Origin of the sequence: Cellulomonas pakistanensis (genome assembly GCF_016862755.1) — a bacterium.
In the GTDB taxonomy this organism is placed as follows: Bacteria; Actinomycetota; Actinomycetes; order Actinomycetales; family Cellulomonadaceae; genus Cellulomonas; species Cellulomonas pakistanensis.
Genome location: NZ_BONO01000023.1, coordinates 48,400 through 74,676, shown reverse-complemented (window position 1 = coordinate 74,676; position 26,277 = coordinate 48,400). Strand labels below are relative to the sequence as shown.

Annotated in this window: 22 protein-coding genes and 1 tRNA gene; 9 read left to right on the top strand and 14 right to left on the bottom strand. The window is 76.6% G+C overall.

Annotation, left to right across the window (positions count from 1 at the left end):
* Positions 1-223: 223 nt before the first annotated feature.
* Together Cpa01nite_RS14585 and Cpa01nite_RS14580 are read right to left on the bottom strand one after the other, a co-directional pair.
* Positions 224-523, bottom strand: a complete 300-nt coding sequence (locus tag Cpa01nite_RS14585; RefSeq protein WP_203669477.1) for a hypothetical protein — start codon at positions 521-523, stop codon at positions 224-226.
* A 26-nt stretch (positions 524-549) separates the two neighbouring features.
* Positions 550-939 (bottom strand): VOC family protein, encoded by a 390-nt coding sequence (locus tag Cpa01nite_RS14580; RefSeq protein WP_203669476.1) that lies wholly within the window; start codon positions 937-939, stop codon positions 550-552.
* A 176-nt stretch (positions 940-1,115) separates the two neighbouring features.
* Here Cpa01nite_RS14580 and Cpa01nite_RS14575 point away from each other — a divergent pair, with 176 nt between their 5' ends.
* Positions 1,116-2,201: a fatty acid desaturase family protein gene (locus Cpa01nite_RS14575; RefSeq protein ID WP_203669475.1), complete on the top strand. Its 1,086-nt coding sequence runs from the start codon at positions 1,116-1,118 to the stop codon at positions 2,199-2,201.
* 64 nt (positions 2,202-2,265) lie between these two features.
* Here the strand turns inward: Cpa01nite_RS14575 and Cpa01nite_RS14570 are convergent, their stop codons facing one another.
* The 5 genes from Cpa01nite_RS14570 to tmk all read right to left on the bottom strand — a co-directional run bounded on the left by Cpa01nite_RS14570 (position 2,266) and on the right by tmk (position 6,581).
* Positions 2,266-2,469, bottom strand: a complete 204-nt coding sequence (locus Cpa01nite_RS14570) for a cold-shock protein (RefSeq protein ID WP_147796946.1) — start codon at positions 2,467-2,469, stop codon at positions 2,266-2,268.
* Between the two features lie 451 nt (positions 2,470-2,920).
* Positions 2,921-2,993: transfer RNA gene (locus Cpa01nite_RS14565), tRNA-Thr, on the bottom strand.
* A gap of 114 nt (positions 2,994-3,107) precedes the next feature.
* The gene (locus Cpa01nite_RS14560) at positions 3,108-4,661 is read right to left on the bottom strand and encodes an alpha/beta hydrolase (protein ID WP_203669474.1); all 1,554 of its coding nucleotides are present in this window, start codon (positions 4,659-4,661) and stop codon (positions 3,108-3,110) included.
* 55 nt (positions 4,662-4,716) lie between these two features.
* Positions 4,717-5,853 (bottom strand): DNA polymerase III subunit delta', encoded by a 1,137-nt coding sequence (locus tag Cpa01nite_RS14555; protein WP_203669473.1) that lies wholly within the window; start codon positions 5,851-5,853, stop codon positions 4,717-4,719.
* Positions 5,850-6,581 carry a dTMP kinase gene (gene tmk / locus Cpa01nite_RS14550; RefSeq protein WP_203669472.1) on the bottom strand — a complete coding sequence of 244 codons (732 nt, stop codon included), beginning with the start codon at positions 6,579-6,581 and terminating at the stop codon, positions 5,850-5,852. Before tmk ends, Cpa01nite_RS14555 begins: the two co-directional genes overlap by 4 nt.
* 75 nt (positions 6,582-6,656) lie before the next feature.
* Here tmk and Cpa01nite_RS14545 point away from each other — a divergent pair, with 75 nt between their 5' ends.
* Positions 6,657-8,447, top strand: a complete 1,791-nt coding sequence (locus Cpa01nite_RS14545; protein ID WP_203669471.1) for a GAF domain-containing SpoIIE family protein phosphatase — start codon at positions 6,657-6,659, stop codon at positions 8,445-8,447.
* Between the two features lie 7 nt (positions 8,448-8,454).
* Here the strand turns inward: Cpa01nite_RS14545 and Cpa01nite_RS14540 are convergent, their stop codons facing one another.
* Positions 8,455-9,459: a Gfo/Idh/MocA family protein gene (locus Cpa01nite_RS14540; protein WP_203669470.1), complete on the bottom strand. Its 1,005-nt coding sequence runs from the start codon at positions 9,457-9,459 to the stop codon at positions 8,455-8,457.
* A 164-nt stretch (positions 9,460-9,623) separates the two neighbouring features.
* On the opposite strand from Cpa01nite_RS14540, the gene Cpa01nite_RS14535 reads away from it, so the two are divergent.
* Together Cpa01nite_RS14535 and Cpa01nite_RS14530 are read left to right on the top strand one after the other, a co-directional pair.
* Positions 9,624-10,781, top strand: coding sequence for a glycerol dehydrogenase (locus tag Cpa01nite_RS14535; protein WP_203669469.1), 1,158 nt, complete (start codon positions 9,624-9,626; stop codon positions 10,779-10,781).
* Positions 10,782-10,898: 117 nt separating this feature from the next.
* On the top strand, positions 10,899-12,239 hold the full coding sequence (locus Cpa01nite_RS14530) for an alpha-amylase family protein (RefSeq protein WP_203669468.1): 1,341 nt from the start codon (positions 10,899-10,901) through the stop codon (positions 12,237-12,239).
* Positions 12,240-12,245: 6 nt separating this feature from the next.
* On the opposite strand, the gene topA is transcribed toward Cpa01nite_RS14530, so the two are convergent.
* Together topA and Cpa01nite_RS14520 are read right to left on the bottom strand one after the other, a co-directional pair.
* Positions 12,246-15,035: a type I DNA topoisomerase gene (gene topA / locus Cpa01nite_RS14525; protein ID WP_203669467.1), complete on the bottom strand. Its 2,790-nt coding sequence runs from the start codon at positions 15,033-15,035 to the stop codon at positions 12,246-12,248.
* A gap of 84 nt (positions 15,036-15,119) precedes the next feature.
* Positions 15,120-16,148: a phosphatase PAP2 family protein gene (locus tag Cpa01nite_RS14520; RefSeq protein ID WP_203669466.1), complete on the bottom strand. Its 1,029-nt coding sequence runs from the start codon at positions 16,146-16,148 to the stop codon at positions 15,120-15,122.
* Between the two features lie 187 nt (positions 16,149-16,335).
* Between Cpa01nite_RS14520 and Cpa01nite_RS14515 the strand changes: the two genes are divergently transcribed.
* The 3 genes from Cpa01nite_RS14515 to Cpa01nite_RS14505 all read left to right on the top strand — a co-directional run bounded on the left by Cpa01nite_RS14515 (position 16,336) and on the right by Cpa01nite_RS14505 (position 19,093).
* The gene (locus Cpa01nite_RS14515) at positions 16,336-16,713 is read left to right on the top strand and encodes a VOC family protein (RefSeq protein ID WP_203669465.1); all 378 of its coding nucleotides are present in this window, start codon (positions 16,336-16,338) and stop codon (positions 16,711-16,713) included.
* 80 nt (positions 16,714-16,793) lie between these two features.
* On the top strand, positions 16,794-17,528 hold the full coding sequence (locus Cpa01nite_RS14510; protein ID WP_203669464.1) for a response regulator transcription factor: 735 nt from the start codon (positions 16,794-16,796) through the stop codon (positions 17,526-17,528).
* On the top strand, positions 17,525-19,093 hold the full coding sequence (locus Cpa01nite_RS14505; protein WP_203669463.1) for a sensor histidine kinase: 1,569 nt from the start codon (positions 17,525-17,527) through the stop codon (positions 19,091-19,093). Before Cpa01nite_RS14510 ends, Cpa01nite_RS14505 begins: the two co-directional genes overlap by 4 nt.
* A 40-nt stretch (positions 19,094-19,133) precedes the next feature.
* Here Cpa01nite_RS14505 and Cpa01nite_RS14500 read toward each other — a convergent pair whose 3' ends face one another.
* From Cpa01nite_RS14500 to radA, 3 genes are all read right to left on the bottom strand, one after another.
* On the bottom strand, positions 19,134-20,066 hold the full coding sequence (locus Cpa01nite_RS14500) for an aldo/keto reductase (protein WP_203669462.1): 933 nt from the start codon (positions 20,064-20,066) through the stop codon (positions 19,134-19,136).
* Positions 20,067-20,387: 321 nt separating this feature from the next.
* Entirely contained in the window at positions 20,388-21,599 is a 1,212-nt protein-coding gene (locus Cpa01nite_RS14495; protein WP_203669461.1) for a hypothetical protein, read from the bottom strand.
* Between the two features lie 184 nt (positions 21,600-21,783).
* A complete protein-coding gene (gene radA, locus Cpa01nite_RS14490) occupies positions 21,784-23,199 on the bottom strand; it encodes a DNA repair protein RadA (protein ID WP_239068806.1) in 1,416 nt (471 codons plus the stop codon).
* Positions 23,200-23,377: 178 nt separating this feature from the next.
* On the opposite strand from radA, the gene disA reads away from it, so the two are divergent.
* Positions 23,378-24,454 (top strand): DNA integrity scanning diadenylate cyclase DisA, encoded by a 1,077-nt coding sequence (gene disA, locus Cpa01nite_RS14485; protein ID WP_203669459.1) that lies wholly within the window; start codon positions 23,378-23,380, stop codon positions 24,452-24,454.
* A gap of 45 nt (positions 24,455-24,499) precedes the next feature.
* Here the strand turns inward: disA and Cpa01nite_RS14480 are convergent, their stop codons facing one another.
* Positions 24,500-25,090 carry a hypothetical protein gene (locus Cpa01nite_RS14480; protein ID WP_203669458.1) on the bottom strand — a complete coding sequence of 197 codons (591 nt, stop codon included), beginning with the start codon at positions 25,088-25,090 and terminating at the stop codon, positions 24,500-24,502.
* Between the two features lie 224 nt (positions 25,091-25,314).
* Between Cpa01nite_RS14480 and Cpa01nite_RS14475 the strand changes: the two genes are divergently transcribed.
* The gene (locus Cpa01nite_RS14475; RefSeq protein WP_203669457.1) at positions 25,315-26,259 is read left to right on the top strand and encodes an iron-sulfur binding domain-containing protein; all 945 of its coding nucleotides are present in this window, start codon (positions 25,315-25,317) and stop codon (positions 26,257-26,259) included.
* Positions 26,260-26,277 lie beyond the last annotated feature (18 nt).

Sequence of the window (26,277 nt, the reverse complement as noted above, 5' to 3'; positions counted from 1 at the left end):
CTCCCGGGAAGCACCTCTCCTCTCCCAGGCGACACCGCGTACGCACTCCCGGGAAGCACCTCTCCTCTCCCAGGCGACACCGCGTACGCACTCCCGGGAGGAACCTCCCCTCCCCCAGGCGACACCGCGTACGCACACCCGATGGGAACCCCCTCGTCCCCGGGCGCACACGGCGTCCGCACACCGGCCCGGGCGTCCCCGTCGCGGCAGGCCGGCTCGTCGCTCAGCGGAGCGGGTCCACCGGGATCCAGCGCGGGCCGGAGCGGCGGGCGACCGTCGCCCGGTGCACCTGGGCGAGCTCGCGCGCCCGGTGCGCCACCCGGCGCCCGACCCGCGCGGCGACGTCGTCGTCGCCCGCCAGGTACCGGACCACCACGCGGGCCTCCCCCGCGACGACGGCGACGTCCTGCGCCTCGACCTCCGTCAGCGCGCGGGCGGCGTCGGCCGCGGCGGGCAGCAGCGCGGCGGGGTCGACGCCGGGGTGCAGGAGCCCCACGCCGAGGGTCACGCGGTACGAGGGCACGGCGGGCAGGGTAGCCGCGCGCCCGGTCAGATCGTGATCGAGCCGTCCTCCCCGAGCGGCCAGTCCGGGTTGTACGCCACCTCCCACAGGTAGCCCTCCGGGTCGGCGAACGCGCCGGACGTCCCGCCCCACCCGGCGAGCGCGGCAGGCCGCACCACGGTCCCGCCTGCCGCGGCCGCCGCGTCGAGCACGGGCGCCACCTCCTCCGGCGTCCGCACGTTGTACGCGAGCTCCAGGCCCGGCGCCCCGCGCCCCTCGACGCCCGTCCACAGCGCGAGCACGAGGCCGTTGGCCTGGAAGAACGCCACCTCCTCGTCGGGCCGGCGGGGCGGGGGCCAGCCCATGGCCTCGTAGAACGCGCACTCCCGGTCGAGGTCCGTGACGCCGAGCGTCACCAGGCTGATCCGCGGCTCCATGCGTCCCTTCCTACCGGGCACCCCCGACACGCGCGGCCGGCTCACCCGCGACCGGGGGGACATCCCCCGGGTGCTCGGCCGGATGCTCACGTACCGTGGAACGCATCCGAACGACGAGCGCACGCTCACGCCAGCGGCTGGGAAGTCGACCACCCCCCACGTTCGGAGCTCGCTTCGTGACACCCCCCGCAACCGCAGCGACCGCGCCCGCCCGCCCGAACCAGGCGGCGAGCACCGGCTCCTACCAGGAGCTGTCCCGCGTCGTCCGCGACGCCGGCCTGCTGAACCGCACCCCCGTGTTCTACGTCCTGCTGCTGGCCGGCCTCGGCGTCGCCCTCGCCGGTCTCGTCGCCGGGTCGGTGCTGCTGGGCCGGTCCTGGTTCCAGCTGCTGATCGCGGGCGGCCTCGGCATCGTGCTGACCCAGGTCGCGTTCGTCGCGCACGAGGCGTCGCACCGGCAGGTCCTCGCGTCGGGGCCGGCGAACGACCGGCTCGGCCGGATCCTCGCCAACGGCGTCGTCGGCATCAGCCACTCGTGGTGGATGACCAAGCACTCCCGGCACCACGCCAACCCGAACCACGTGGGCAAGGACCCGGACATCGCGCCGGACACCATCGTGTTCCTGCACTCCGACGCCGCGAAGCAGAGCCGCGTGATGTCCGCGCTGACCCGTGTGCAGGGCTGGGCGTTCTTCCCGCTGCTCACGCTCGAGGGCCTCAACCTGCACGTGACCGCGTTCCGCAGCCTGCTGGCCCAGGAGCGGTCCCGCGCCCGCACGCTCGAGCTGACGATGCTCGTCGTGCGCATGAGCACGTACGTCGCCGCCGTGCTGTGGTTCCTCGGCTGGGGCCTCGGCTTCGCCTTCCTCGGCGTGCAGATGGCCGTGTTCGGCGTCTACATGGGCGCCTCGTTCGCCCCGAACCACAAGGGCATGGCGATGATCCCCGAGGGCAGCCGCCTGGACTTCCTGTCCAAGCAGGTGCTGACGTCCCGGAACATCACCGGCGGGACCGCGATGAGCACCCTCATGGGCGGCCTCAACTACCAGGTGGAGCACCACCTGTTCCCGAGCATGCCGCGGCCGCACCTGGCCCGGGCCCGGCTCCTGGTGCGCGAGCACTGCCTGCGCAACGGCGTGCCGTACACGGAGACGTCCCTGCTGCGCTCGTACGCGATCGTGGTGCGGTACCTGAACGACGTGGGCCTCGCCGCCCGCAACCCGTTCGACTGCCCGATGGTGCAGCGGTACCGCGGGGCCTGAACCACCCCGGGCAGCAGAACGCCGGCCGTCCCCGTCAGGGGGCGGCCGGCGTTCGCGCGTCAGCTCAGAGCGGGCGGATGTTCGCCGCCTGCGGGCCCTTCGGGCCCTCGGTGACGTCGAACTCGACCTGCTGGTTCTCCTCGAGGGAGCGGTAGCCGGAGGAGGCGATCGCGCTGTAGTGCGCGAACACGTCCGGGCCGCCCTCGGCCGGCGCGATGAAGCCGAAGCCCTTCTCGGCGTTGAACCACTTCACGGTGCCCGTGGTCATGATGTCTTCTCTCGTTCGGGTGACGGGGCCGCGGACGCGACCCCTCGTCCCGCACCTCGACGGCGCGGACGGTGGTGGGTGCGCACGCGGCAGGCGGGCGCAGCGGGACGGCGTGCGGCGACCAGCGCGGCGACGGCCTCGTCCCAGGTCTCGGTGACGGCCACGGGGCGCGACAGGTGGTCGGCGACGTGGTGGCCGTCGGTCTCGCGGGCGATGAGCCCGGCGTACTCGCCGCCGGCGGTGGCGGCCCAGAGGTTCTCGTCCGCCTGACGCCACTGGACGGGCGCGCTGTCGGCGGGGGTGGTCGTGCGGGTACTGAGGGTGATGATCTGTCGACTGCTCTCACTCCGCACGGCATCGGCGGAGGGTGGGGGCGACGGCACCGGGTGGGGTGTCGTCCGGACTACCGCAGAGGCCCGGGATCCGCGCGGGATCCCGGGCCTCCAGCGTGAGCCGCCTAAGGGAATCGAACCCTTGACCTTCTCATTACGAGTGAGACGCTCTGCCGACTGAGCTAAGGCGGCGCGCCCGCCGTTCCCGGCGGACGAGCACGGCAACTGTACCTGGCGGACGGCGCCGCGACCAAAGCGACCCTCGTCACCCCCGTGACGACCGGGCCTCGGCGGCGGCCCGCCGGGTCAGCAGCGGGTGCCGTCGTCCGGCACGGTCCCCTCGAGCAGGTACGCGTCCACCGCGTCCGCGATGCAGGTGTTCGACCGGCCGTAGGCGGTGTGACCCTCGCCCTCGTAGGTGAGCAGCGTGCCGGAGTCCAGCGTGCCCGCGAGGCTCTCCGCCCACGCGTACGGCGTCGCGGGGTCGTTGGTGGTGCCGACGACGACGATCGGCGCGGCGCCCTCCGCGGAGTAGTCCTCCAGGCCGCCGGCCTCGGGGACGGGCCACTGCGCGCAGATCACGCCGCCGTAGCCGAAGTAGTACCCCACCGTCGGGGCGGCCTCCTCGATCGCGGCGGCCTGCGCGCGCATCTCGGCGACGTCGGTGGTGCCGCGGTCGTCCGCGCAGCCGATCGCCCAGAACGCCTGGGTGGAGTTCGACGTGTACGTGCCGTCCGCGGCGCGGTCGTAGTACAGGTCCGCGAGCTGCAGCAGCACCGAGCCGTCGCCGGCCAGCGCCGCGTCCAGGCCCGTCGTCAGGGCGCTCCAGGACTGCTCGTCGTACAGCGGGAGGGCGATGCCGCTGAACGCCAGGGTGCCGGTGAGCGGGCGGTCCGTGCCGGTCGGCAACGGCGAGCGCCGGGCGCGGTCGAGGACCTGCTTCACCTGGTCGAGCCCGTCGTCCACCGACCCGGTGAGCGGGCAGCCGGCGCCGGCCTGGCAGTCCGCCACGTACGCCCGCAGCGCGTTCTCGAACCCGCGCGCCTGCCCCTCGGACAGCTCCTGGGAGGACAGCGTGGGGTCGAGCGCGCCGTCGAGCACCAGGCGGCCGACGTGCTCCGGGAACAGCGCGGCGTAGGTCGCGCCGAGCTGGGTGCCGTACGAGTAGCCGACGTAGTGCAGGGCGTCGTCGCCGAGGACGGCGCGCAGCACGTCCATGTCCTTCGCGGCGGACACGGTGTCCACGTGCTCCAGCACCGGGCCGGTGTTCTGCAGGCAGGCGGCGCCGAGCTCGCCGTACGCCGCCTCCGCCGCCGCGATGCCCTCGTCCGTCGTGAAGTCGAAGTCGGTCGAGACGATCCGGTCCATCCCCGGCCCGTCGACGCAGGTGACCGGGGTGGACGCCGCGACCCCGCGCGGGTCGAAGCCGACCAGGTCGTACCGCTCGACGACCTCGGCGCCGAACCGCGGGATCGCGATGGAGGACAGCGCGTCGATGCCCGACGACCCCGGGCCGCCCGGGTTGATCAGCAGCGAGCCCAGCTTCTCGCCGGACGCCCGGTGCCGGCTGACGGCGATCTCGATGGTGTCGCCGTCCGGCTCCTCGTGGTCGAGCGGCACGACGAGCGTGGCGCACTCGAGGTCCCCACACGCCTGCCAGCCGAGCTCCTGGGCGTAGATGGCGTCCAGGCCGCGGACGTCCGCGGCGGTGGGTGCCGTCGTCACCTCGGTCTGCTCGCGCGGGGCGGAGCACCCCGCCAGGGCGAGCGCGGCGACCGCCACGGCGGCGACGGCGCGCACGAGCGCGCGACGGCGGGGCGCGGGCACAGGTCGGCTGAGGGCTTCCGGGGCGGGAGTCACCGGACAACGGTAACGGCCGCCCGGGGCCCCCGGTGCGGGCCGTCCGGAGCGCGGGTCAGGCCTGGGGGCGCAGCGCGATGAGCATCGCCTCGACGGCGAGCAGCGGCGCGACGTTCCCCTCGAGCCGGGTGCGCGCCTCCCCCACCGCGTCCATCCGGCGGACCGTCTGCTCCGGGGTGGACGACTCGGCGATCCCGCGGGCCGCCTCCTCGTGCTCGGCGTTCACCAGGTGCACGTCGGCGCCCAGCTGCAGCACCAGCACGTCCCGGTAGAACGACAGCAGATCGACCATCGCCCGGTCGAGCACGTCGCGCTGCGCGCGGGTCGCCCGGCGCTTCTGCTCGTCCTCCAGCTGCTTGACCTGGCCGCGGAGCGCGGGCGGGATCACGGTCAGCCCCTCGGCACCGAGCGAGTGCAGCAGCGCCTGCCGCTCGCGGGCGTCCCGCTCCTCGGTCGCCGCCTTCGCGTCGGCCTGCGCGGTCTCGACGAGCTCGGCGGCCGCGAGCACGGCGTCGCCCACCCCGCGCAGCCGCGGCGCGATCCGCAGCACCGCGGAGCGGCGGGCCCGCGCCTCGGGGTCGCGGGCCAGCCGCCGGGCCACGCCGACGTGCGACTGCGCGGCGCGGGCCGCGACCAGGGCGACGCCGGGCTCGATCCCGTCCCGGCGCACCAGCAGGTCGGCGACCGCCTCGACCGGCGGCACGCGCAGCGCGACCGAGCGGCTGCGGGACCGCAGCGTCACGAGCACGTCCTGCGGGCTGGGCGCGCACAGCAGCCAGACGGTGCGCGGCGGCGGCTCCTCGATCGCCTTGAGCAGCACGTTGCCCGAGGTCTCGTTGAGCCGGTCCGCGTCCTCGATCACGATCACCCGCCACCGGCCCTGCGACGGCGCCCTCTGCGCGAGCTCGACCAGGGGCCGCACGGTGTCGACGCGGATGACGACGCCCTCGGTGGACACGAACGTCACGTCGGGGTGGGTGCCGGCGAGCACGGTCGCGCACCCGGGGCTGCGCGGGTCGCCGGACGGGTCCTGCAGCGCCGCGGCGAACGCCCGGGCCGCGTTGGACCGCCCGGACCCCGGCGGGCCGGTGAGCAGCCACGCGTGGGTCATCCTCGACGGGTCGGCCACGGCCTCCCGGAGCACCGCGACGGCCGGGTCCTGGCCGACGACGTCGTCCCAGACCGTCGTCATCGCGCGCCGCCCGCGTCGGCGGCGTCGGCGGCGTCGGGCGCGCCCGGCTCGGCGTCGCGCGCGCCCAGCCCGAGCAGCGCCGCCACCCGCGCGCGCACGTCCGCCGCGATGTCGTCGACCGGGCGCGCCGCGTCGAGCACCAGCCAGCGGCCCGGGTCGGCCGCCGCGCGCCCGAGGAACGCCTCCCGGGTGCGCCGGTGGAACTCGTCCCCCGCGCTCTCCAGCCGGTCCGGCTGGTCGGGGCGGGCGCGCAGCCGGCCGAGACCGTCGGCGGGGTCCAGGTCGAGCAGCACGGTGAGCGCGGGCAGCAGGCCGCCGGTCGCCCACAGGGACAGGTCCTCGACCTCCTGGGCGCCCAGCTCCCGGCCGGTGCCCTGGTACGCGACGGAGGAGTCGAGGTACCGGTCGGTGACCACGACGGACCCGGCCGCGAGCGCCGGCCGGACCAGCGAGGCGACGTGGTGCGCCCGGTCCGCGGCGTAGAGCAGCGCCTCGGTGCGCGCGTCGACGTGCCCGCCGTGCAGCACCTCGCGGCGCAGCACCCGCCCGAGGTCGGTGCCGCCCGGCTCCCGGGTGAGCACGACGGTGAGGCCGAGCCCGCTCAGCCAGTCGCCGAGCAGCCGCGACTGCGTGGACTTGCCCGCGCCGTCGCCGCCCTCGAAGGAGACGAACAGCCCGCCGGCGACGGTCGGGACGGGGCGGTGCGCCGGCGCGGGCTGGTGGGTCACGCGCGCCAGGCTACCGACCCCCGCCCACACCGCCGGAACGCCCGCGCGCGACGAGGCGGTTTGCCACACTGGAGCGTGGCCACCACCGACCTCCCGCTGCCGACGGTGCCCTGCCCCGGCGCGGACCCGGAGCTGGAGCGGTTCGGCCGGCTGGCCGCGGGCCACCTCGGCGCGCCGGTCGCGCTCGTGTCGGTGCTCACGGACACGGAGCAGCTGATCCTCGGCGCCGTGGGGCTGCCGCCGGACCTGGAGGCCGCCCGCCGCCTCCCGCTGACCCACGCGCTGTGCCTCGAGGTGGTGCGCCGCGAGGAGGCGGTCGTCGTCCCCGACGCGCGCGACGACCCCGCGCTCGCCGCGCACGGCGCCGTGACCGACCTGGACGTCGTGGCCTACGTCGGCTGCCCCCTGCGGGACGACGAGGGCAAGGTCGTCGGCGCGCTGTGCGCCATCGACACCGCCGCGCGCGCGTGGACCGACGAGCAGGTCGCCTACCTCGCCGACCTCGCGGCGGCGTGCACCAGCGAGCTGCGGCTGCGCGGGGAGCGGGAGCGCGCGCGGCGCACGCAGCGGGTCGCGACCGAGGCGCACCGGCACGGCCGGCTGCTGCTGACGATGGCCGAGGCGTTCACCGCCGCGACGACGGTCGCCGAGGTCACGCGCGCCGTGTCCCGGGTGGCCGCGATCGGGCTCGGCGCGACGATGTCCGGCGTCGCGCTGCTCGACGCCGACGGGCACGGGCTCACGTACACGTCGATGGACGCGTTCGACGGCCACGGCGTCGAGGCGCTCCGGCACGCCGCGCTGACCGACGACCGCCCGGTCGCGCACGTGGCGCGGACCCGGGTCCCGCTGTACTTCCGCGACCACACCGCGCTCGTGCGGCGGTTCCCCGGCATGGCCGGGATCGACGCCGGACGCGACCGGCCGCTGCCCGACGGCGGACGCGCGGTGCTGCCGCTCGTGTCCCGCGGGCGGCTGCTCGGGGTGCTCACCCTCGGCTGGCCCGTGCCGCGCGACTTCCGGCAGGAGAACCGGGAGGTCAAGGCCGCCCTCGCCGGGTACACCGCCCAGGCGCTGGAGCGGGCGCTGCTGCTCGACCAGCGGCGCGACGTCGCCCGCACGCTGCAGGACGCGATGCTCACCGCGCTCCCGCAGCCGGACCGGTTCCGCCTCGCCGCGTCCTACCTCCCCGCGGCGCAGGAGGACCAGGTCGGCGGGGACTGGTACGACGGGCTCGTGCTGCCCGACGGCGACCTCGTGGCCGTGGTCGGCGACGTCACCGGGCACGACATGGACGCCGCGGCCCGGATGGGGCAGCTGCGCTCGACGCTCCGGGCGTTCGCCTGGGACCGCCCCGACGGCGCCCCCTCGTCGTGGCTGGCGCGGCTGGACCGGGCGGACGCCGGGCTCGGGATGGGCACGGTGGCGAGCGCGCTGGTGGCGCGCTGCGCACCACTCGGGACGGCGGCCGACGGGACCCCCGGCGGGACCCCCGGCGGCGTCCGCGTCACGTGGTCCAACGCCGGTCACCCGGCCCCCGTGCTGGTGCGCCCCGGCGCGGGCGGTCGCCTGCTCGACCCGGGCAGCGACCTGCTGCTCGGCGTCGACCCCGCCCGCGACCGCCGCGACCACGCGACCGACCTGCGGCCGGGCGACACGCTCCTGCTCTACACCGACGGCCTGGTCGAGCGCCGGGACGTGGCGCTGCCGCACGCGCTGGAGCGCCTGGCGCGGGAGGCCGGCCGGCTCGCCGACCGCGAGCCGGACCGGCTGGTCCGGGAGCTGACCGCCGCGCTGGTCGACGGCCGGCCCGCGGACGACGTCGCGGTGCTGGCGGTCCGGGTGCAGGCCCCGGACCGCCGCTGACCGCGGGTCACTCGCCGGGGTAGACGACCCCCACCTGCGCGCGGACCTCGTCCATCGTGCGGAGCACCGCGAGGGTGTCCGCCCAGCTCATCCGCGGGCTCTCGGTCGCGCCCTCGGCGACGCGGCGCGCGACCTCGGCCGCCTCGTACTGCAGGCCGCGCTCGACCGGCTGGTCGAACGTCCAGGACCGGCCGTCGCGCCGGCGCACCCGGAACGAGGTCGGCGCGTAGAACGACCCGTCGATCGTGATGGTGCCCTCGGTGCCGCTGATCGCCGCGGTCGTGGGGGTCTTCGCCCACAGGGTCGTGCTGAGCACGGCCTGCGTCCGGTCGCCGTAGCTCAGCACGATCCCGAGCTGGCCGTCGACGCCGGTCTCGGTCAGCGCGCCCACCGCGCTGACCGACGTGGGGGCGCCGAGGAAGTCGTGCGCGAACGCGACCGGGTACACGCCGAGGTCGAGCAGCGCGCCGCCCGCGAGCGCCGGGTCGTACAGCCGGTGCGCCGGGTCGAACGGGAAGAACTGGCCGTGGTCCGCGTGCACGGCGACGACCTCGCCGATCTCGCCGGACTCGATCACCTGGTGCACCGCCGCGACGTGCGGCAGGAACCGGGTCCACATCGCCTCCATGACGAACACGCCGGCGGTGCGCGCGGCGGCGAGCACCTCCTCCGCCTCGGCGGCGTTGCGGGTGAACGCCTTCTCCACCAGCACGTGCTTGCCGGCGGCGATGGCGAGCAGCGCGTGCTCGCGGTGCTCGGAGTGCGGGGTGGCGACGTAGACGACGTCGACCTGCGGGTCCTCGACGAGATCCCGGTAGCCGACGTGCGTGGTGGGGATGCCGTGGGCGGTGGCGAACCGCTCGGCGCGGGTGCGGTCGCGGGAGCCGACGGCGACGAGCTGGGCGCGCGTGCTGCTCCGGACGGCGTCGGCGAAGGCGGCGGCGATGCCGCCCGCGCCGAGGATCCCCCAGCGGATCGACGGAGCGGTGCGCGGGTCCTCGGTGAGTGCCATGCCGCGACCCTACTGCGCGCCCCGGACCTGCGCCCACGCCCGCCCACGCCCGCCCACGTCGCCCTGGCGGCCGCTCGCGCGGCTCCGTACGGTGGACGGGTCGGCGGTCGGCGAGGCCCGTGACCGACGGACCCGCCGCCGACGCGACCCCGCGAGGAGGACCCGTGTCCGCGAGCCAGGACCACCCGCCCGTCCGCACCCTCATCAGCCCGGCCCGGTACGCCCAGGGCCCCGGCGCGATCGAGCGCCTCGGCGAGCTCGTCGCACCGGTGGGCCGGACCCCCCTGGTCGTGGCCGACGACACCGTGTGGTCGTTCGTCGGCGATGCCGTCGCCCGCTCGTTCGACGCCGCCGGGCTGCCGCTGACCCGGGACGGGTTCGGCGTGTACGCGACCGCCGCCGCGGTGGACTCGATCGCCGACCGGGTGAGGGAGGTGGGCGCGGACGTCGTCGTCGGCGTGGGCGGCGGGTCCGTGATCGACGCGGTGAAGGCGGCGGGCCACCTGGCGGGCGCGCGCTGGGTGTCCGTCCCGACCGTGGCCTCGACCGACGCCCCCTGCTCCGCGCTCTCGGTCATCTACGACGAGGACGGCGGGTTCGAGGAGTACCGGTTCTTCCCGCACAACCCCGATCTCGTGCTCGTCGACACCCGCCTGGTCGCGAACGCGCCGGTGAAGTTCCTCGTGGCCGGGGTCGGCGACGCGCTGGCGACCTGGATCGAGGCGCGCGCGGTGGCGCGGGGCGACGGCACCACGATGGCCGGCGGGGCCCCGACCGCGACCGGCACGGCGCTGGCCCGGCTGTCCTGGGACATCCTCTGGGAGCACGCGCTGCCCGCGATCGACGCGGTGCGCGACCACCTGGTCACGCCGTCGGTCGAGAAGGTGGTCGAGGCGAACACGCTGCTGTCCGGGCTCGGCTTCGAGTCGGGCGGGCTGGCCGCGGCGCACGCGATCCACAACGGCCTCACCGCCGCGTCGCAGACGCACGGGCTGACCCACGGGCAGAAGGTGAACATCGGCTCGGTGACCCAGCTGGTGCTCGAGGGCGCGCCGGTGGAGGAGATCCGCGCGTTCGTCGAGTTCACCACCCGGGTCGGGCTGCCGAACACGCTGACCGAGATCGGCCTGACGCCCGGCGACGTCGACGACCTGACGCGGGTCGCGGAGCTGGCCACCGCCGAGGGCGAGACGATCCACGCCATGCCGTTCGCGGTGCGGGTGCCGGACCTGGTGGACGCCCTGCGCTCGATCGAGGGCTTCTCCCGCCGGGTGCGCGCCGACGCAGGGCTCCCGGAGCCGGTGCCGCACCGGGCGCACTGAGCGCGGTCACCCGGGAGGGCCCGGGCCCTCCCGGGTGACAGCCGCCGGCGGACCTGCGAGGGTCGAGGCGACCCGCCGGCGCACCCGCCGCGGGGCCGCTGACGAGGGAGGACGCCGATGGCCCCGCCGTGGGTGGAGCACGCGATGTGGTGGCACGTGTACCCGCTGGGCTTCACCGGCGCCGAGCGCGCGGCCCTCGACCCCGGCGCCCCCGTGGTGCACCGGCTGGCGCACGTGGAGCGGTGGCTGGACTACCTGGTCGACCTCGGGCTGAACGGCCTGGCGCTCGGCCCGGTGTTCGCGTCCGCCACGCACGGCTACGACACCGTGGACCACTACCGCGTCGACCCCCGGCTCGGCGACCGCGCCGACCTGGACCGGCTGCTCGCGGCCGCGCACGAGCGCGGCGTGCGGGTGCTGCTCGACGGGGTGTTCAACCACGTGGGCGAGGACCACCCGCTGTTCCGCGCCGCGCTGGCGGGCGGGCCGGGCTCCCCCGAGGCGGAGCTGTTCCGGATCCGGTTCGACGACGACGGCCCGGACTGGGACTGCTTCGAGGGCCACCGCTCGCTGGTGACGCTGGACCACGGCTCCGAGCGGGTGGTCGACCTGGTCGCCGACGTCATGACGCACTGGCTGGACGCGGGTGCGGACGGCTGGCGGCTCGACGCGGCGTACGCCGTCCCGACGGCGTTCTGGGCGCGGGTGGCCGAGCGCGTCCGGGCGGCGCACCCGGACGCCTACCTGATGGGCGAGGTCATCCACGGCGACTACCCGGCGTTCGTCGCGGCGTCGGGCCTGGACGCGGTCACCCAGTACGAGCTGTGGAAGGCGACCTGGTCCTCGATCGCCGAGCGCAACTTCCACGAGCTGGTGTGGACCCTCGGCCGGCACGACGGGTTCCTCGAGCACTTCGTGCCGTACACATTCGTCGGGAACCACGACGTCACCCGGATCACCAGCCGGGTCGGCGACGCGGCGCTTGCGGAGCTGGCGCTGGTGGTGCTCGCGACGGTCGGCGGCACCCCGGCGGTGTACTACGGCGACGAGCAGGCGTACCGCGGGGTCAAGGAGGACCGCGCGGGCGGCGACGACGCGGTCCGGCCGCCCTACCCGCCGGCGCCGGACGACCTGCCGGGCCGCGACGTCGCGCCGGACGGGTGGGCCGCGCACGACCGGCACGCCGCGCTGCTGGGGCTGCGCCGCCGGCACCCGTGGCTGCACACCGCGCGCACCCGGGTGGTCGAGGTGACGAACACCCGGCTGGCGTACGAGGCGCGCGCGTCCGACGGCTCGGGCGCCGCCCTGCTGGTCGCGCTCACCGTGGACGAGGCCCCGTGGCGGCTGGACGTGCCGACCGGCGCGGTCGTCGCGGCGCCCGCCGGCCCCGTGGACGGGCCGGGCCCCGGTCCGTCCGTGGACGTCCCGGGGCCCGGCTGGGTCGTGCTCGAGGTCTGAGGACCCCTACTTCTTGGCGGCCGCCTTCTTCCGCGGCGCCGCTGCCTTGCGGGCGGCCGGCTTCTTCTTCGGCGCGGACGCGCGCTTCTCGGCCAGCAGCTCGACCGCCTGCTCCCGGGTGATCGACTCGGGCGTCGTGTCGCGCGGCAGCGTGCGGTTGGTCTCGCCGTCGGTCACGTACGCGCCGAACCGGCCGTCCTTGACGACGATCGGCTTGCCCGAGGTCGGGTCCTCGCCGAGCTCGCGCAGCGGCGGCGTCGCGGTCGCCCCGCGGCCCCGCTTCGGCTGCGCGTAGATCGCCAGCGCCTCCTCCAGCGTCGTGGTGAAGATCGCCTCCTCCGACGGCAGCGTGCGCGAGTCCGTGCCCTTCTTGAGGTACGGGCCGTAGCGGCCGTTCTGCGCGGTGATCTCGGCGCCCGACTCGGGGTCCGTGCCCACCACGCGCGGCAGGCTGAGCAGCTGCAGCGCCTCGTCGAGCGTGATCGTCTGCAGCTGCTGCGACTTCAGCAGCGATCCGGTGCGCGGCTTGGGCGCCGCCGCGAGCGCGCGCTTCCTCGCCGCCGCCGAGAGGCCCGGGTCGAGCTCGGGCTCCGGCAGCAGCTCCGTGACGTACGGGCCGTACCGGCCGTTCTTCGCGACGATCGTCGTGCCGGTGGCCGGGTCGGTGCCCAGCACGAGGTCGCCCTCGGGCTGGGTCTCCAGCAGCTCGCGGGCCTTCTCGGCCGTCAGCTCGTCCGGCGCCAGGTCGTCCGGCACCGACGCGCGGCGCGGGTTGCCGTCCGGGCCGGGCTCGCCGCCCGACTCCTCGATGTACGGGCCGTACCGGCCGACGCGCAGCGTGATGCCGTCGCCGATCTCGATCGAGTTGACCTCGCGGGCGTCGATCTCGCCGAGGTTGGCGACGAGCTCGCGCAGGCCGTCCCCGTCCGGCCCCTCGGCCGCCTCGGACCCGAAGTAGAACCGGGTCAGCCAGTCGACGCGGTCCTTCTGGCCCGCGGCGATGGCGTCGAGGTCCTCCTCCATCGAGGCGGTGAAGTCGTAGTCGACGAGCCGGTCGAAGTTCTCCTCCAGCAGCCGTGTCACGGCGAACGCCAGCCAGCTCGGCACCAGCGCCTGGCCGCGGCTGGTCACGTAGCCGCGGTCCTGGATCACGGAGATCGTGGCGGCGTAGGTCGACGGGCGGCCGATGCCGCGCTCCTCGAGCGCCTTCACGAGGCTCGCCTCCGTGTAGCGCGGCGGCGGGGACGTGCGGTGGCCGTCGGCCGTGAGGTCGGACTCCGTGACGGGGTCGCCCTCGGCCATCTGCGGCAGCCGGGTCTCCTTGGCGCTCTCGGCGGCCTTGCCCTCGGCGTCCGAGGCGTACCGGTCGACGTCCCGGCCCTCCTCGTAGGCCGCGAGGAACCCGCGGAACGTGATGACGGTGCCGGAGGCCGCGAACAGCGCGTCGGTCGGGGCGCCCGCCGACGGGCCGTCGGCGGCGGTGCTGCCGGCCGGCAGCGCCGGGGCGGGGACGGTCGCGGCGATGCGGACCGACGCGGTCGAGCCGCGCGCGTCCGCCATCTGCGAGGCGACGGTCCGCTTCCAGATGAGCTCGTACAGCCGGAACTGGTCGCCGGACAGCTCGCGCGCCACCTGCGCCGGGGTGCGGAAGTCGTCGCCGGCGGGGCGGATCGCCTCGTGCGCCTCCTGCGCGCCCTTGTTCTTGGACGCGTAGACGCGCGGGGCGTCCGGCACGTGGTCCGCGCCGTAGAGCTCCGCCGCCTGGCGCCGCGCGGCGTCGACCGCCTGCGTGCTCAGCGTCGGCGAGTCGGTCCGCATGTAGGTGATGTAGCCGTTCTCGTACAGCGTCTGCGCGGTGCGCATCGTCTGCCGGGAGGACATCCGCAGCTTGCGGCTCGCCTCCTGCTGCAGCGTCGACGTCGTGAACGGCGCCGCCGGGCGGCGGGTGTACGGCTTCGTCTCCAGCGAGCGCACGGCGTAGCCCGCGCCGTCCAGCGCCGAGACCCACGCCTGCGCGGCGCCCTCGTCCAGGTGCACCGGGCGGCTCGCGCCGGAGCCCTTGAGCACGCCGTCGTCGCCGAAGTCGCGGCCCGCGGCCACGCGCCGCTCGCCCAGCTGCACCAGGCGCGCGCCGAACGACGGCTCGTCGTCGTCCGCCACCGCGAACGTCGCGGTCAGGTCCCAGTAGTCCGCGGCGCGGAACGCCATGCGCTCGCGCTCGCGCTCGACGACCAGGCGGGTCGCCACGGACTGCACGCGGCCGGCGGACAGGCCCTGGCGGACCTTGCGCCACAGCACCGGGCTGACCTCGTAGCCGTACAGCCGGTCGAGGATGCGGCGGGTCTCCTGGGCGTCGACGAGGCGGTCGTCGAGCTCGCGCGTGTTCTCCAGCGCCCGGGTGATCGCCTCGCGGGTGATCTCGTGGAACACCATCCGCTTGACCGGCACCTTGGGCTTGAGCTCCTGCAGCAGGTGCCACGCGATGGCCTCGCCCTCGCGGTCCTCGTCGGTGGCGAGGTAGAGCTCGTCGGCGTCCTTGAGCAGGCGCTTGAGCTCCGTGACCTTCTTCTTCTTGTCCGAGTCGACGACGTAGTAGGGCGCGAAGCCGTTGTCCACGTCGACCGCGAACTTGCCGAACGGGCCCTTCTTCATCTCCGCGGGCAGCTCGCTGGGCTGCGGCAGGTCACGGATGTGACCGACGCTCGCCTCGACGTCGAAGCCGTCGCCGAGGTACCCGGCGATCGTGCGCGCCTTGGCCGGCGACTCCACGATGACCAGCTTGCGACCTGCGGACATGCGCTCCTGCTTCCTTCGGACTGCGGACCCGTGGTGCGGGCGTGCGGGGCGGCGACAGCATGCCACCGCCCGTGCGGGGGAACTCTACGACGTCGGTCCCACCCGGTCCGACCCCGAGGTGGCGGACCGGCGCAGCACCAGCAGCGCCGCGGACGACGCGGCGGCGACCGCCACGATGCCCAGCGCCCCGCCACCGTACGACGTCAGGAGCGCCGCCGTGCTGCCGACCGGGTCGTCGGACAGCCAGGTGCGGCGCAGGGCGACCAGCGCGGCGGCCCCCGTCAGCGCCGCCGCCGCCGTGAGCAGCCACGCGGCCACGGCGGTGCCGCGCCCGTCGGCCCGCGCCGGCCGGCCCGCCGGGGTCACGGCCCGCAGGGCGGCGGTCGGGGGGCGGCGGTCCGCCGCGGTGTCGACGCCGAGCGCCAGCACCGCGCACGCCAGCGCGCCCCAGAGCAGCACGACGAGCAGCCCCGCGACCACGTCCGACGGGCGGTGCCACTGGCCGACCAGGGTGCTCACCCCGGTCGCCCCGGCGTACGCCCCGCCGAGCACCGCCGCCCACGGCCGGGCGCGCGGCGGCACCACCAGCAGCACCGCCGCCGCGACCGAGGCGGCGGCGGTGGTGTGGCCGCTGGGCAGCGTGTTGAACTCCGGGCCGTACCCCAGCTCCGGCCGGTCCAGCACCCAGTACTTCAGGACGCGCGTCGTGACGTTCGCGCCCGCGAGCACGCCCGCCGCGACCAGCGCCAGGGCCCACCGGCGGCGGACGAACGCGATCACGGCGCACGCCACGACCGCGCCGGCGATGAAGCCGACCGACACCACGTCGAGGACCGGCTCGGCGACCTCCCAGAGCCGGTTCTGGCCGATGTGCGCGCCGTCCAGCGACGCCTGGTCCACCGCCTGGCCGTGCTCGGTCCCGACGAACACCCGCCAGGTCACCCAGACCCCCGCCGCCGCGACGAGCGCGACGAGCAGCGCGGCCAGGACGCGGCGCGCGGTCCCGGCGGGCGTGCGCCAGCGGACCGGGGCGGGATGACCGGGCGCGCCGCCCGGGTCCGCGGCGTCGAGGCCGCGCGAGGCGGTCGGCGGGGCGGGGGTCGTGCGCGGCATGGCACCACGGTAGGCGAGGCCCTCGCCGCGGCCGCGGTGCACCGGCGCCGCACACGATTCCTCCACCAGGCCGCCCGGGGGCGTGCGCGCCGCGGTCGCCGGCCTGGCGCGTCCCGCCTCTTCCCGCGGGGGCCGCGCCGGGTGCAGGCTGGTCACCCGGTGGTCCACGACGACGAAGGAGTCCGACGTGCTCGACCTCAGCGAGGCCTTCAGCGGCTACTCCGTGGCGGACGTGCCCGCCGCCCGGGCCTTCTACGCCGACGTCCTCGGCCTGGACGCCGAGGAGCAGGACGGGATGCTGTTCCTGCACCTCGCGGGCCGCGACGTCCTGCTCTACCCGAAGGGCGACGCGCACACCCCCGCGTCGTTCACCGTGCTCAACTTCCAGGTCGCCGACGTGCCCGCCGCCGTGGCGGAGCTGCGCGGCCGCGGCGTGCGGTTCGAGCGGTACGAGGGCACGCCGACCCAGACCGACGAGGACGGGGTGTTCCGCGGCGGCGGCCCGCTGATCGCCTGGTTCACCGACCCGTCGGGCAACGTGCTGTCGGTCATCGAGCGGGACTGACCCGCGACGCCCGAGCGCACACAGGGAAACCACAGGGACGCGTCAGGGGCGGCTCAGGTCCGGCGCCCATGCTCGGTGGCATGACCACCTCCACGCTCCAGCGCGACGCCCTCACCCGCCCCGACGGCCAGCCGGTGCGTGCCCTCGTCGTCGACGACGAGGCCACCCTGGCCGAGCTGCTCTCCACCGCCCTGCGCTACGAGGGCTGGCAGGTCGAGCACGCCCTCACCGGGCAGGCGGCCATCAGGCAGGCGAAGGCGCTCGAGCCCGACGTCATCCTGCTCGACGTCATGCTCCCGGACCTGTCCGGGCTGGAGGTGCTGCGCCGCATCCGGGCGACCCACCCGCACGTCCCGGTCCTGTTCCTCACCGCGAAGGACGCCGTCGAGGACCGGATCGCCGGCCTGACCGCGGGCGGCGACGACTACGTCACCAAGCCGTTCAGCCTGGAGGAGGTCGTCGCCCGGCTGCGCGCCCTGCTGCGCCGGGCCGGCGCGGTCTCCGAGCGCGAGGAGGCCGTCCTGGTCGTCGGCGACCTGCGGATGGACGAGGACTCCCACGAGGTGAGCCGCGGGGGTGACGACATCCGCCTGACCGCGACCGAGTTCGAACTGCTGCGCTACTTCATGCGGAACCCCAAGCGGGTGCTGTCCAAGGCGCAGATCCTCGACCGGGTCTGGCAGTACGACTTCGGCGGCCAGGCGAACATCGTCGAGCTGTACGTGTCCTACCTGCGCCGCAAGATCGACAAGGGGCGGACGCCGATGCTGCACACCCTGCGCGGCGTCGGGTACGTGCTCAAGCCCGCGGCGTGACCGGCAGCCGCCCGGGGCGCCCGCGCTGGACCCTCCGCCGCCGGCTGGTGGCGGTCGTCGTCGCGCTGCTCGCCACCGTCGCGGCCGTCATGGGCCTGGTCTCGACGCTCGCGCTGCGCTCGTCGCTGCTGGGGCAGATCGACGACCGGCTGCAGGCGGCCAGCCGGCGGGCGGAGGCGGCGCCGGACCGGCTGGACCGGGGGCGCGCGCAGCCGCCCGGCGGCAGCGTCCCGCCCGCGTTCGGCCTGCCGGGCCAGGACGTCGGCACCGTGAGCGTGTTCGAGACCGCCGACGGCACCCCCGTCGCGGGCTACCTCGACGAGTCCGGCCAGGTGCAGGGCCTGACCGACGACCAGCTCGACGCCCTGCTCGCGCAGACGCCGGACGGCGAGCCGCGGACCGTCGACCTCCCCGACCTCGGCCCGTACCGCGTGGTCGCGGTCGAGTCCGACGACGGCAGCACCTCGGTCACCGCGATCCCGCTCGCCGGCGTGACGTCGACCGTCGACGACTACGTGGTGGTGGAGGTCGTCGTGGCGGTGCTGGGCCTGCTCGTCGCGGCCGCGCTGGCCACCGTGCTGGTGCGGCGCGAGCTGCGGCCGCTCGACCGGGTGGCCGCGACCGCGACCCGGGTGGCCGAGATGCCGCTGTCCCGCGGCGCGGTCGACATCCGGGAGCGGGTGCCGGAGGAGGACACCGACCCCGCGACCGAGGTGGGGCAGGTCGGCTCCGCGCTCAACCGGGTGCTCGGCCACGTCGAGTCCGCGCTGACCGCCCGGCACGAGTCGGAGACCCAGGTGCGCCGGTTCGTCGCGGACGCCAGCCACGAGCTGCGCACCCCGCTGGCGTCGATCCGCGGGTACGCCGAGCTCGTGCAGCGGCTGCCGGGCGACCTGCCCGACGACGTCGTGCGCGCGATGGGCCGCGTGGAGTCGGAGGCGCGCCGGATGACGTCGCTGGTGGAGGACATGCTGCTGCTGGCGCGGCTCGACGCGGGGCGGGACCTGGACGTCGAGGAGGTCGACCTGGCGGCGCTGGCCGTCGACGCGGTGGCCGACGCGCACGTCGCGGGGCCGGACCACGCCTGGCGGCTGGACCTCGCGGCGCTCCGCGACGCGGCCGACGACGACGCGCCCGCCGGGGACGAGGACGACGACGGCGCGCCGGTGCTCGTCGTCGGCGACGAGCACCGGCTCCGGCAGGTCCTGGTCAACCTGCTGTCCAACGCCCGCGTGCACACGCCGCCCGGCACGACGGTGGTCGTCGCCGTGGCGCGGGAGGGCGACCGCGCGGTGCTGCGCGTCCGCGACGACGGCCCGGGCATCCCCGAGCCGCTGCGGTCCCGGCTGTTCGAGCGGTTCGCCCGCGGCGACGCGTCCCGGAACCGCGCGGCGGGCTCGACGGGGCTGGGGCTCGCGATCGTGCACGCGGTGGTCACGGCGCACGGCGGCACGATCGACGTCGACGGCACGCCGGGGGCGACCACGTTCACGGTCCGGCTGCCGCTGGCCGGGTCGACGGACGCCCTGCCGGTCGGGGCCGCCGGGGCACCGGCGGCGGGCTGACCCCGGCCGCCGGCGCCCCGCGCGGTGCGCCCCGCGCGCCTCAGGCCGAGGCGTCCGAGAGCGCGACGACCTCCTCGTCCGCCAGCTCCAGGCGGGCCCCGGCCAGCAGGTCGGGCAGCTGCTCGACCGACCGGGCGCTCGCGATCGGCGCGACCACGCCCGGCTGCACCCGCAGCCACGCGAGGCTGACGGCGGTCACCGACGTGCCGTGCGCGGCGGCCACCTCGTCCAGCACCGCGAGCACCCGGCGGCCGCGGTCGTCCAGGTACCGGCCGGCCGACCCGGCGCGCGGGCTGTCCACCACGGCGCCGTCGCGGTACTTGCCGGTGAGGAACCCGCTCGCCAGCGACGAGTACGGCAGCACGCCCAGCCCCTCGCGCACCGCGAGCTCCTGCAGCGGCCCCTCGTACGCGGTGCGGTGCACCAGGTTGTAGTGCGGCTGCAGGGCGACGAACCGGGCGACGCCGAGCTCGTCCGCGATCCGCAGCGCCTCGGCCAGCCGCTCGGGCGAGAAGTTCGACGCGGCGACGTACCGGGCCTTGCCCTCGGCGACCACCTCGCCCAGCGCGGCGACCGTCTCCTCCAGCGGGGTGTCCTGGTCGTCCTCGTGCGCGTAGTACAGGTCGACGTAGTCGGTCCCGAGCCGCTTGAGCGAGTCGTCGATCGCCTCGCGCACCACCGCGCGGGACGTCCCGCGGCGGGTGCTCAGCTTGCCGACCTTCGTCGCGATCACGACGTCCGCGCGGTTGCCGCGCGCGGCCAGCCAGCGCCCGATCGTCGCCTCCGACTCGCCGCCCTCGTGGCCGTCGGCCCACTCGGAGTAGACGTCCGCCGTGTCGACGAAGCTCCCGCCGGCCTCGACGAACGCGTCCAGGACGGCGGCCGACGCCCGCTCGTCCGCGGTCCAGCCGAACACGTTGCCGCCCAGGTTCAGCGGCAGGACGTCCAGGTCGGTGGTGCCGATGCGTGCCATGGTCCTCCTCGGTCGAGCGGCGGCAGGGGGCCGCCGCGGTTCCTGACGTGTCCGGTCTACCGCACGCCGCGCGCCCCCGCGCCCGGGCGTGCGCGACGCCGGCTCCGCCGCGCGCGACGCCGCCGGGCCGCGCGGCCCCCCTGCCGGGCCGCGACGCGACGCCGAACGAGTACGCGACACGTCGAGAGAGCATCCAGTGGATGCTCGCTCGGCGTGTCGGGTGCTCTCTCGGCGCGGGGCGCCCCGCGCCGCCCGGGTCGGCGGACGCTCGTGGCAGCGGGCGCGCGGGTCTGCCGCGGGCAGGGCGCGGGCCCCGGCGGGTCAGAGCGGGTAGGCGGCGTACAGGTTGCGGATGTCGGCTGCGGGGCCGGTGACCCGGAACACGGTCGTGCCGTTGCTCCAGACCGCGACGCCGGTGCCGTCGCCCGCGTCCACGACCGTCACCGTGCCCGACGGCGCGTCGCCGACCAGCACCTCGCCCTCCAGCAGCACCGCGGGCGCGCCGTCGGCGGCGGACGGGTCCGCGGAGGCGGAGGGGTCGGCCGCGGCGGCGGGGTCGGCCGCGGCGGCGGTCGGCAGCGACCCGGTCAGCGCCGCGAGCACGGCGGCGGCCTCCTCGGGCGTCTCCCACTGGCCGGCCTGCACGGTCACGGTGCCGTCCGCGCCGTCGGTGTAGGTCTCGGCGTAGGCCTCGACCGCGTTCTGGGCGAGCCAGTCCTGGTCGTCGGCGGAGGTCGCGAGCGCGTACTGCAGGAGCGTGGTCGGCAGGGCGCCCGCGAACGCGGTCGTCGCCGGCCGGGCCGCCGGCGTCGCGCTGGCGGTCGGCGAGGGCAGGACGACGTCCGGCGGCGCGGCCGCGGTGGCGCCGCCGTCGTCGCGGGTGAGGAACCACGCGGTCCCGGCGCCGCCGAGCACCAGCACGGCGGCGGCGATCGCGCCGATCAGCACCCGGCGCCGGCCGCGGGCGGGCCGGGCGTCGTCGGTGGCGTCGGCGCCCGGGCCGGCCGCGTCGGCGCCCGGGCCGGCCGCGCCGTCCGCCGGGGCCGCGGCGGCCAGGGCGGCGTCCGCGCGGGCCAGGGCGGAGGTCCGGGCCTGCGTCTCCCCCGCCTGCAGGGCGGCGTCCGCGCGCTGCAGGGCGGCGGTGCGCTCCGCCGGGTCGACGGGGCCGGGCGCGACGGCGTCGTCGGCGGCGTCGTAGCGCAGCGAGCGGCGGCTCGGCGGCTCGGCGGGCCGGGTCGGCGCGTCGGACCGGGTCGGCGCGTCGGGCCGGGTCGGCGCGTCGGGACCGACCGGGCCGGCGGGCGCCGGCGCGGACGCGGCCGCCCCGGACCGGCCGGCGGGCGTCGGCCAGCCGGCCGTCGCCGCGGGCACCGCGCCGGACGTGCGCGCGTCGCCTGCGGGGGTCGCGCCGGACGTGCCCGCGTCGTCGCCGCGCAGGCTGGGCCAGCGGGGTCGCCCGTCCGGGAACCGGCCCGGGCCCACCGGCGGTGCGCCCGCGTCGTCGCGCGCCCGTCGACCGTCGGTGTCACTCATGCACAGAACTCCTGCCGCCTGCTGGCCGGGTCGGTCGCAGGGCTCGCGCCGGTCCCGGAAGGTCCCGCGGAAGCCTAGCCGCCGGTCACCCGCGAACCGCGCACCGCCTCACCACCCCCGTGCGGCGTACCGCCTCACCACCCGCGAGCGGCGCGTGTCGCCACCACCCGCGAGCGGCGTGCGCTCAACCCTCCCCGCGCGCCGCCACCCGGGCCGTGTCCGCCCGGGTCAGCCGCACCGCCTCCCCGAGGTCGGCCGCCTGCGCCACGCGCATCCCCTCGGGCGCCTGCCCCTTCTCCAGCGACCCGGCCGGCACCACCGCGTGCGTGAACCCCAGCCGCGCCGCCTCCGCGAGCCGGCGCGCGGTCCCGGTCACCGGGCGGATCTCCCCCGCCAGGCCGACCTCGCCGATCGCGACCAGCCGCGGCGGCAGCGCCACGTTCTCCCGGCTGCTCACCGTCGCGAGCGCGAGCGCGAGGTCCGCCGCCGGCTCGACGACCCGGGCCCCGCCGACCGTCGACACGTACACGTCCTGGTCGCCGACCTTGAGCCCCGCGCGCCGCTGCAGCACCGCGAGCACCATCGCCAGCCGGCTGCCGTCCACTCCGCTGGTCGTCCGGCGGGGGTTGCTCAGCATCGACGGGGCGACGAGCGCCTGGACCTCGGTGGCGAGCGGCCGGCGACCCTCCAGGGTGACGGTCACGCAGGTGCCGGGCACGTGGTGCCGCTCGTGCGAGACGAACAGCCCGGACGGGTCGGCGAGCCCGACGATGCCCGTCTCCGTGAGGTCGAAGCAGCCGACCTCGTCGGTGGGGCCGAACCGGTTCTTGGTGGCGCGCAGCAGCCGCAGCCTCGAGTGCCGGTCGCCCTCGAACTGGCACACCACGTCGACCAGGTGCTCCAGGGTGCGCGGACCGGCGACCGCGCCGTCCTTGGTCACGTGCCCGACCAGCAGCACCGGCAGCGCGCGCTCCTTCGCCGCCGAGATGAGCGCGGCGGCCACCTCCCGCACCTGCGCGACGCCGCCCGGCGAGCCCTCGACGGCCGACGACGCCACGGTCTGCACCGAGTCGAGCACCAGCAGGTCGGGCTCGGTCTGCGCGAGGTGGCCGAGGATCGTGCCGAGGTCGGTCTCGGCGGTGAGCAGCAGCGTGTCCGCGAGCGCGCCGATCCGCTCCGCGCGCAGCCGCACCTGGCCCGCGGACTCCTCGCCCGTCACGTAGAGCACGGTGCGCCCGCCGGTCGCCGCGCGGCTCGCGACGTCGAGCAGCAGCGTCGACTTGCCGACCCCCGGCTCGCCGGCCAGCAGCACGACCGCGCCCGGCACCAGCCCGCCGCCGAGCACGCGGTCCAGCTCCCCCACGCCGGTGGGCAGCGCGCGGGCGGCCTCGACGTCGATCTCGGCGATCGGCCGCGCCGCGCCGCGCAGCGGCACCATCACGGCGGTCCGCGGCGCCGCGCCGCCCGGGCCGGTGTCCTCGGTGACGGACCCCCAGGTCTGGCACTCGCCGCACCGCCCCACCCACTTGGACGTCGTCCAGCCGCACTCGGTGCAGCGGAACGCGGGCCGGGCGGTCCGGGAGGAGGTGGTGGTCGACACGGCCGTCACGCTAACGGCCGCCACCCACACGCCCGACCGCGCGCCGCCGCGCCCCCGACGCCCGCCGCGACCGGCCGGGGCGCGCCGCGACCGGCCGGGGCGCGCCGTGACCGCATCGCAACGTCCACGCCGCGCGCACCGCGCACGCCGCGTCACCCCTGCCCCGTAGGATCGCGCCGTGCCCACCACCACGCCGCCCGACGACCTGCTGCGGCACACGCTCGCCGCGGTCGCCCCCGGCACCGAGCTGCGCGACGGCCTGGAGCGGATCCTGCGCGGCCGCACCGGCGCGCTCATCGTCCTGGGGCACGACGCCACGGTCGAGAGCATCTGCTCCGGCGGGTTCGAGCTCGACGTCGAGTTCTCCGCCACCCGCCTGCGCGAGCTCGCGAAGATGGACGGCGCGATCGTCATGGACCCGGGCACCCGCAAGATCCTGCGCGCCGCCGTGCAGCTGCTGCCCGACCCGACGATCTCGACGTCGGAGTCCGGCACCCGGCACCGCACCGCGGAGCGCGTCGCGAAGCAGACGGGGCTCCCGGTCATCTCGGTGTCCGCGTCGATGCGGATCATCGCGCTGTACGTCGGCGAGCAGCGGCACGTGCTGGAGAACGCCGACGCGATCCTGTCCCGCGCGAACCAGGCGCTGGCGACCCTGGAGCGCTACAAGGCCCGGCTCGACGAGGTCAGCGGCACGCTGTCCGCGCTCGAGATCGAGGACCTGGTCACCGTCCGGGACGTCTGCGTCGTCGTGCAGCGCCAGGAGATGGTGCGCCGCATCTCGGAGGAGATCGCCGGCTACGTCGTCGAGCTCGGCACCGACGGCCGCCTGCTGTCGCTGCAGCTCGACGAGCTCACCGGCGGCATCGGCTCGGACAGCGAGCTGGTGATCCGCGACTACCTCGACGCCTCCCGCCGCGACGGCGAGGCGATCGCCGCGTCGCTCGCCGCGCTCGACTCGACCGAGCTGCTCGACCTCGCGCTGATCGCGCGGGAGCTCGGGCTGCCGTCCGGGGTCGAGATGCTCGACGCCGCCACCGGCCCGCGCGGCTACCGGCTGCTGTCCAAGGTCCCTCGGCTGCCCGCGGCGATCGTCGACCGGCTGGTCGGGCACTTCAGCGGCCTGCAGAAGCTGCTCGCGGCGAACATCGACGACCTCATGGCGGTCGACGGCGTCGGCGAGCAGCGCGCCCGGGCGGTGCGCGAGGGCCTGTCGCGGCTCGCGGAGTCGAGCATCCTCGAGCGGTACGTCTGAGTCCTGCGGGCGGGCGCGGCACGGGCGCGGTCGCGCCCGGCGGGCTCACTCCAGCCCGAACACCACCGGCTCCGTGCTGGTGCCGGCCAGCGTGAGCACCGCCTGGTAGGTCCCGGGCTGCGCCGCGGGCTGGTCGGGCGCGCAGCCCTCGACCGAGCGGTTCCGGTCCCACTGCACCGGCCGCTCGTCCGCCTGCCCCGGGGCGAGCAGCAGCTGCAGCGCCTCGCCGGACGCGCAGTCGGTGCTCGCCCAGATCCGGTCGCTGCCGGACGTCACGAGGACCTGCCGCTGCGCCTCGCCCGCGTCGAGCAGGCAGGCGACGTCGCCGGTGTTCGTGATCGTGACGGTGAACGTCGGCAGCGCGGCGGCCGGGTAGGTGGTGGCGTCCGCGGCGAGCTGCACCCCGACGGCGGCGGGCTCGCACACCGGCGTGCCCGCCTCCGACTCCTCCGCGGTGGGCTGCTCCACGGTGGTCCCGTCGGTCGGCGCCGCCGCGTCGTCGCCCCCGCCGCCGGTCAGCGCGCGGACCCCGAACACCGCCAGCACCACGACGAGCACGAGCACCAGCAGGACGACCGTGCGCCGGATCCAGTACACCCGCGGGGGCAGCGAGCCCTCCGGCCGCAGCACGCCCATGTCCCGGTCCCTCCGCTCGACTTGCCCTCCTCACGCTAACGCGGCGGCGGCGTGCGCCCGGTGACCCCCGCCCGGACACGCGGGGCGGGCGCGGGACGAGTCCCGACGGTGCACTCGCCGCCGGGAGGGCGCACGACTTCTCGTGCACCGTCGTGGTGTCTCGTGCGCCCCCGCGCGGCGCCGACCCGTGCGCGATTCGGTCCCCGCCCGCCAAGCGGGTGAGGATGTGCGCCGTGCCGACCCCCTCCCCCGCCGCCGCGCCGGACGTCGACCCCGCGCTCGCCGACGGGGTGCGCCGTGACGTCGTCGCGTGGTTCGGCGCGCACGCCCGCGACCTCCCGTGGCGCCACCCCGACCGCACGCCGTGGGGCGTGCTGGTCAGCGAGGTGATGCTGCAGCAGACGCCGGTCGTCCGGGTCGAGCCGGCGTGGCGCGCGTGGACGGCCCGCTGGCCGACCCCCGCCGACCTCGCCGCCGCCAGCCCCGCGGACGTGCTGCGCGCGTGGGACCGGCTCGGTTACCCGCGGCGCGCGCTGCGCCTGCAGGAGTGCGCCCGGGCGGTCGTCGAGCGGCACGGCGGGGAGGTGCCGTCCGACGAGGAGGCGCTGCTCGCGCTGCCCGGCATCGGCGCGTACACGGCGGCGGCGGTGCGGGCGTTCGCGTTCGGGCGGCGGTCGGTCGTGCTCGACACGAACGTGCGCCGCGTGGTCGCGCGCGTCGCGGAGGGCGCGGCGGTGCCGGCCCCGGCGCTGACGGTCGGCGAACGCCGGCTGGCCGAGGCGTTCGTGCCCGCCGACGACGCCGGGGCCGCGCGGTGGGCGGCGGCCTCGATGGAGCTCGGTGCGCTCGTGTGCACCGCCCGGGCGCCGCGGTGCGAGGCCTGCCCCGTGGCCGACCGGTGCGCGTGGCGGCTGGCCGGCAAGCCCGGTGACGCGCACGCGCCGCGCCGCCGCACCCAGGCGTGGGCGGGCACCGACCGCCAGGTGCGCGGGCGGATCATGGCGCTGCTGCGCGAGGCCCTGGAGCCGGCACCCGCGGAGGCCGTCGCGGCCGTGTGGCCGGACGACGCGCAGCGGGAGCGCTGCCTGGCGGGCCTGCTCGTCGACGGGCTGGTCGAGCGCGTCCCGGGCGAGGACCCCGAGCGACCGCGCTACCGGCTGCCGAGCTGACGCCCGCCGGCGCCGCGC

What these genes read in the sequence shown, in the direction of transcription:
- Cpa01nite_RS14580 (WP_203669476.1), bottom strand. Translation starts at nt 939, where the DNA reads ATGGAGCCGCGGATCAGCCTGGTGACGCTCGGCGTCACGGACCTCGAC.
- Cpa01nite_RS14540 (WP_203669470.1), bottom strand. Translation starts at nt 9,459, where the DNA reads ATGGCACTCACCGAGGACCCGCGCACCGCTCCGTCGATCCGCTGGGGG.
- Cpa01nite_RS14570 (WP_147796946.1), bottom strand. Translation starts at nt 2,469, where the DNA reads ATGACCACGGGCACCGTGAAGTGGTTCAACGCCGAGAAGGGCTTCGGC.
- topA (WP_203669467.1), bottom strand. Translation starts at nt 15,035, where the DNA reads ATGTCCGCAGGTCGCAAGCTGGTCATCGTGGAGTCGCCGGCCAAGGCG.
- Cpa01nite_RS14480 (WP_203669458.1), bottom strand. Translation starts at nt 25,090, where the DNA reads ATGGGCGTGCTGCGGCCGGAGGGCTCGCTGCCCCCGCGGGTGTACTGG.
- Cpa01nite_RS14520 (WP_203669466.1), bottom strand. Translation starts at nt 16,148, where the DNA reads ATGCCGCGCACGACCCCCGCCCCGCCGACCGCCTCGCGCGGCCTCGAC.
- Cpa01nite_RS14495 (WP_203669461.1), bottom strand. Translation starts at nt 21,599, where the DNA reads ATGAGTGACACCGACGGTCGACGGGCGCGCGACGACGCGGGCGCACCG.
- Cpa01nite_RS14530 (WP_203669468.1), top strand. Translation starts at nt 10,899, where the DNA reads ATGGCCCCGCCGTGGGTGGAGCACGCGATGTGGTGGCACGTGTACCCG.
- Cpa01nite_RS14555 (WP_203669473.1), bottom strand. Translation starts at nt 5,853, where the DNA reads ATGACGACGGTCTGGGACGACGTCGTCGGCCAGGACCCGGCCGTCGCG.
- Cpa01nite_RS14475 (WP_203669457.1), top strand. Translation starts at nt 25,315, where the DNA reads ATGTGCGCCGTGCCGACCCCCTCCCCCGCCGCCGCGCCGGACGTCGAC.
- Cpa01nite_RS14500 (WP_203669462.1), bottom strand. Translation starts at nt 20,066, where the DNA reads ATGGCACGCATCGGCACCACCGACCTGGACGTCCTGCCGCTGAACCTG.
- Cpa01nite_RS14510 (WP_203669464.1), top strand. Translation starts at nt 16,794, where the DNA reads ATGACCACCTCCACGCTCCAGCGCGACGCCCTCACCCGCCCCGACGGC.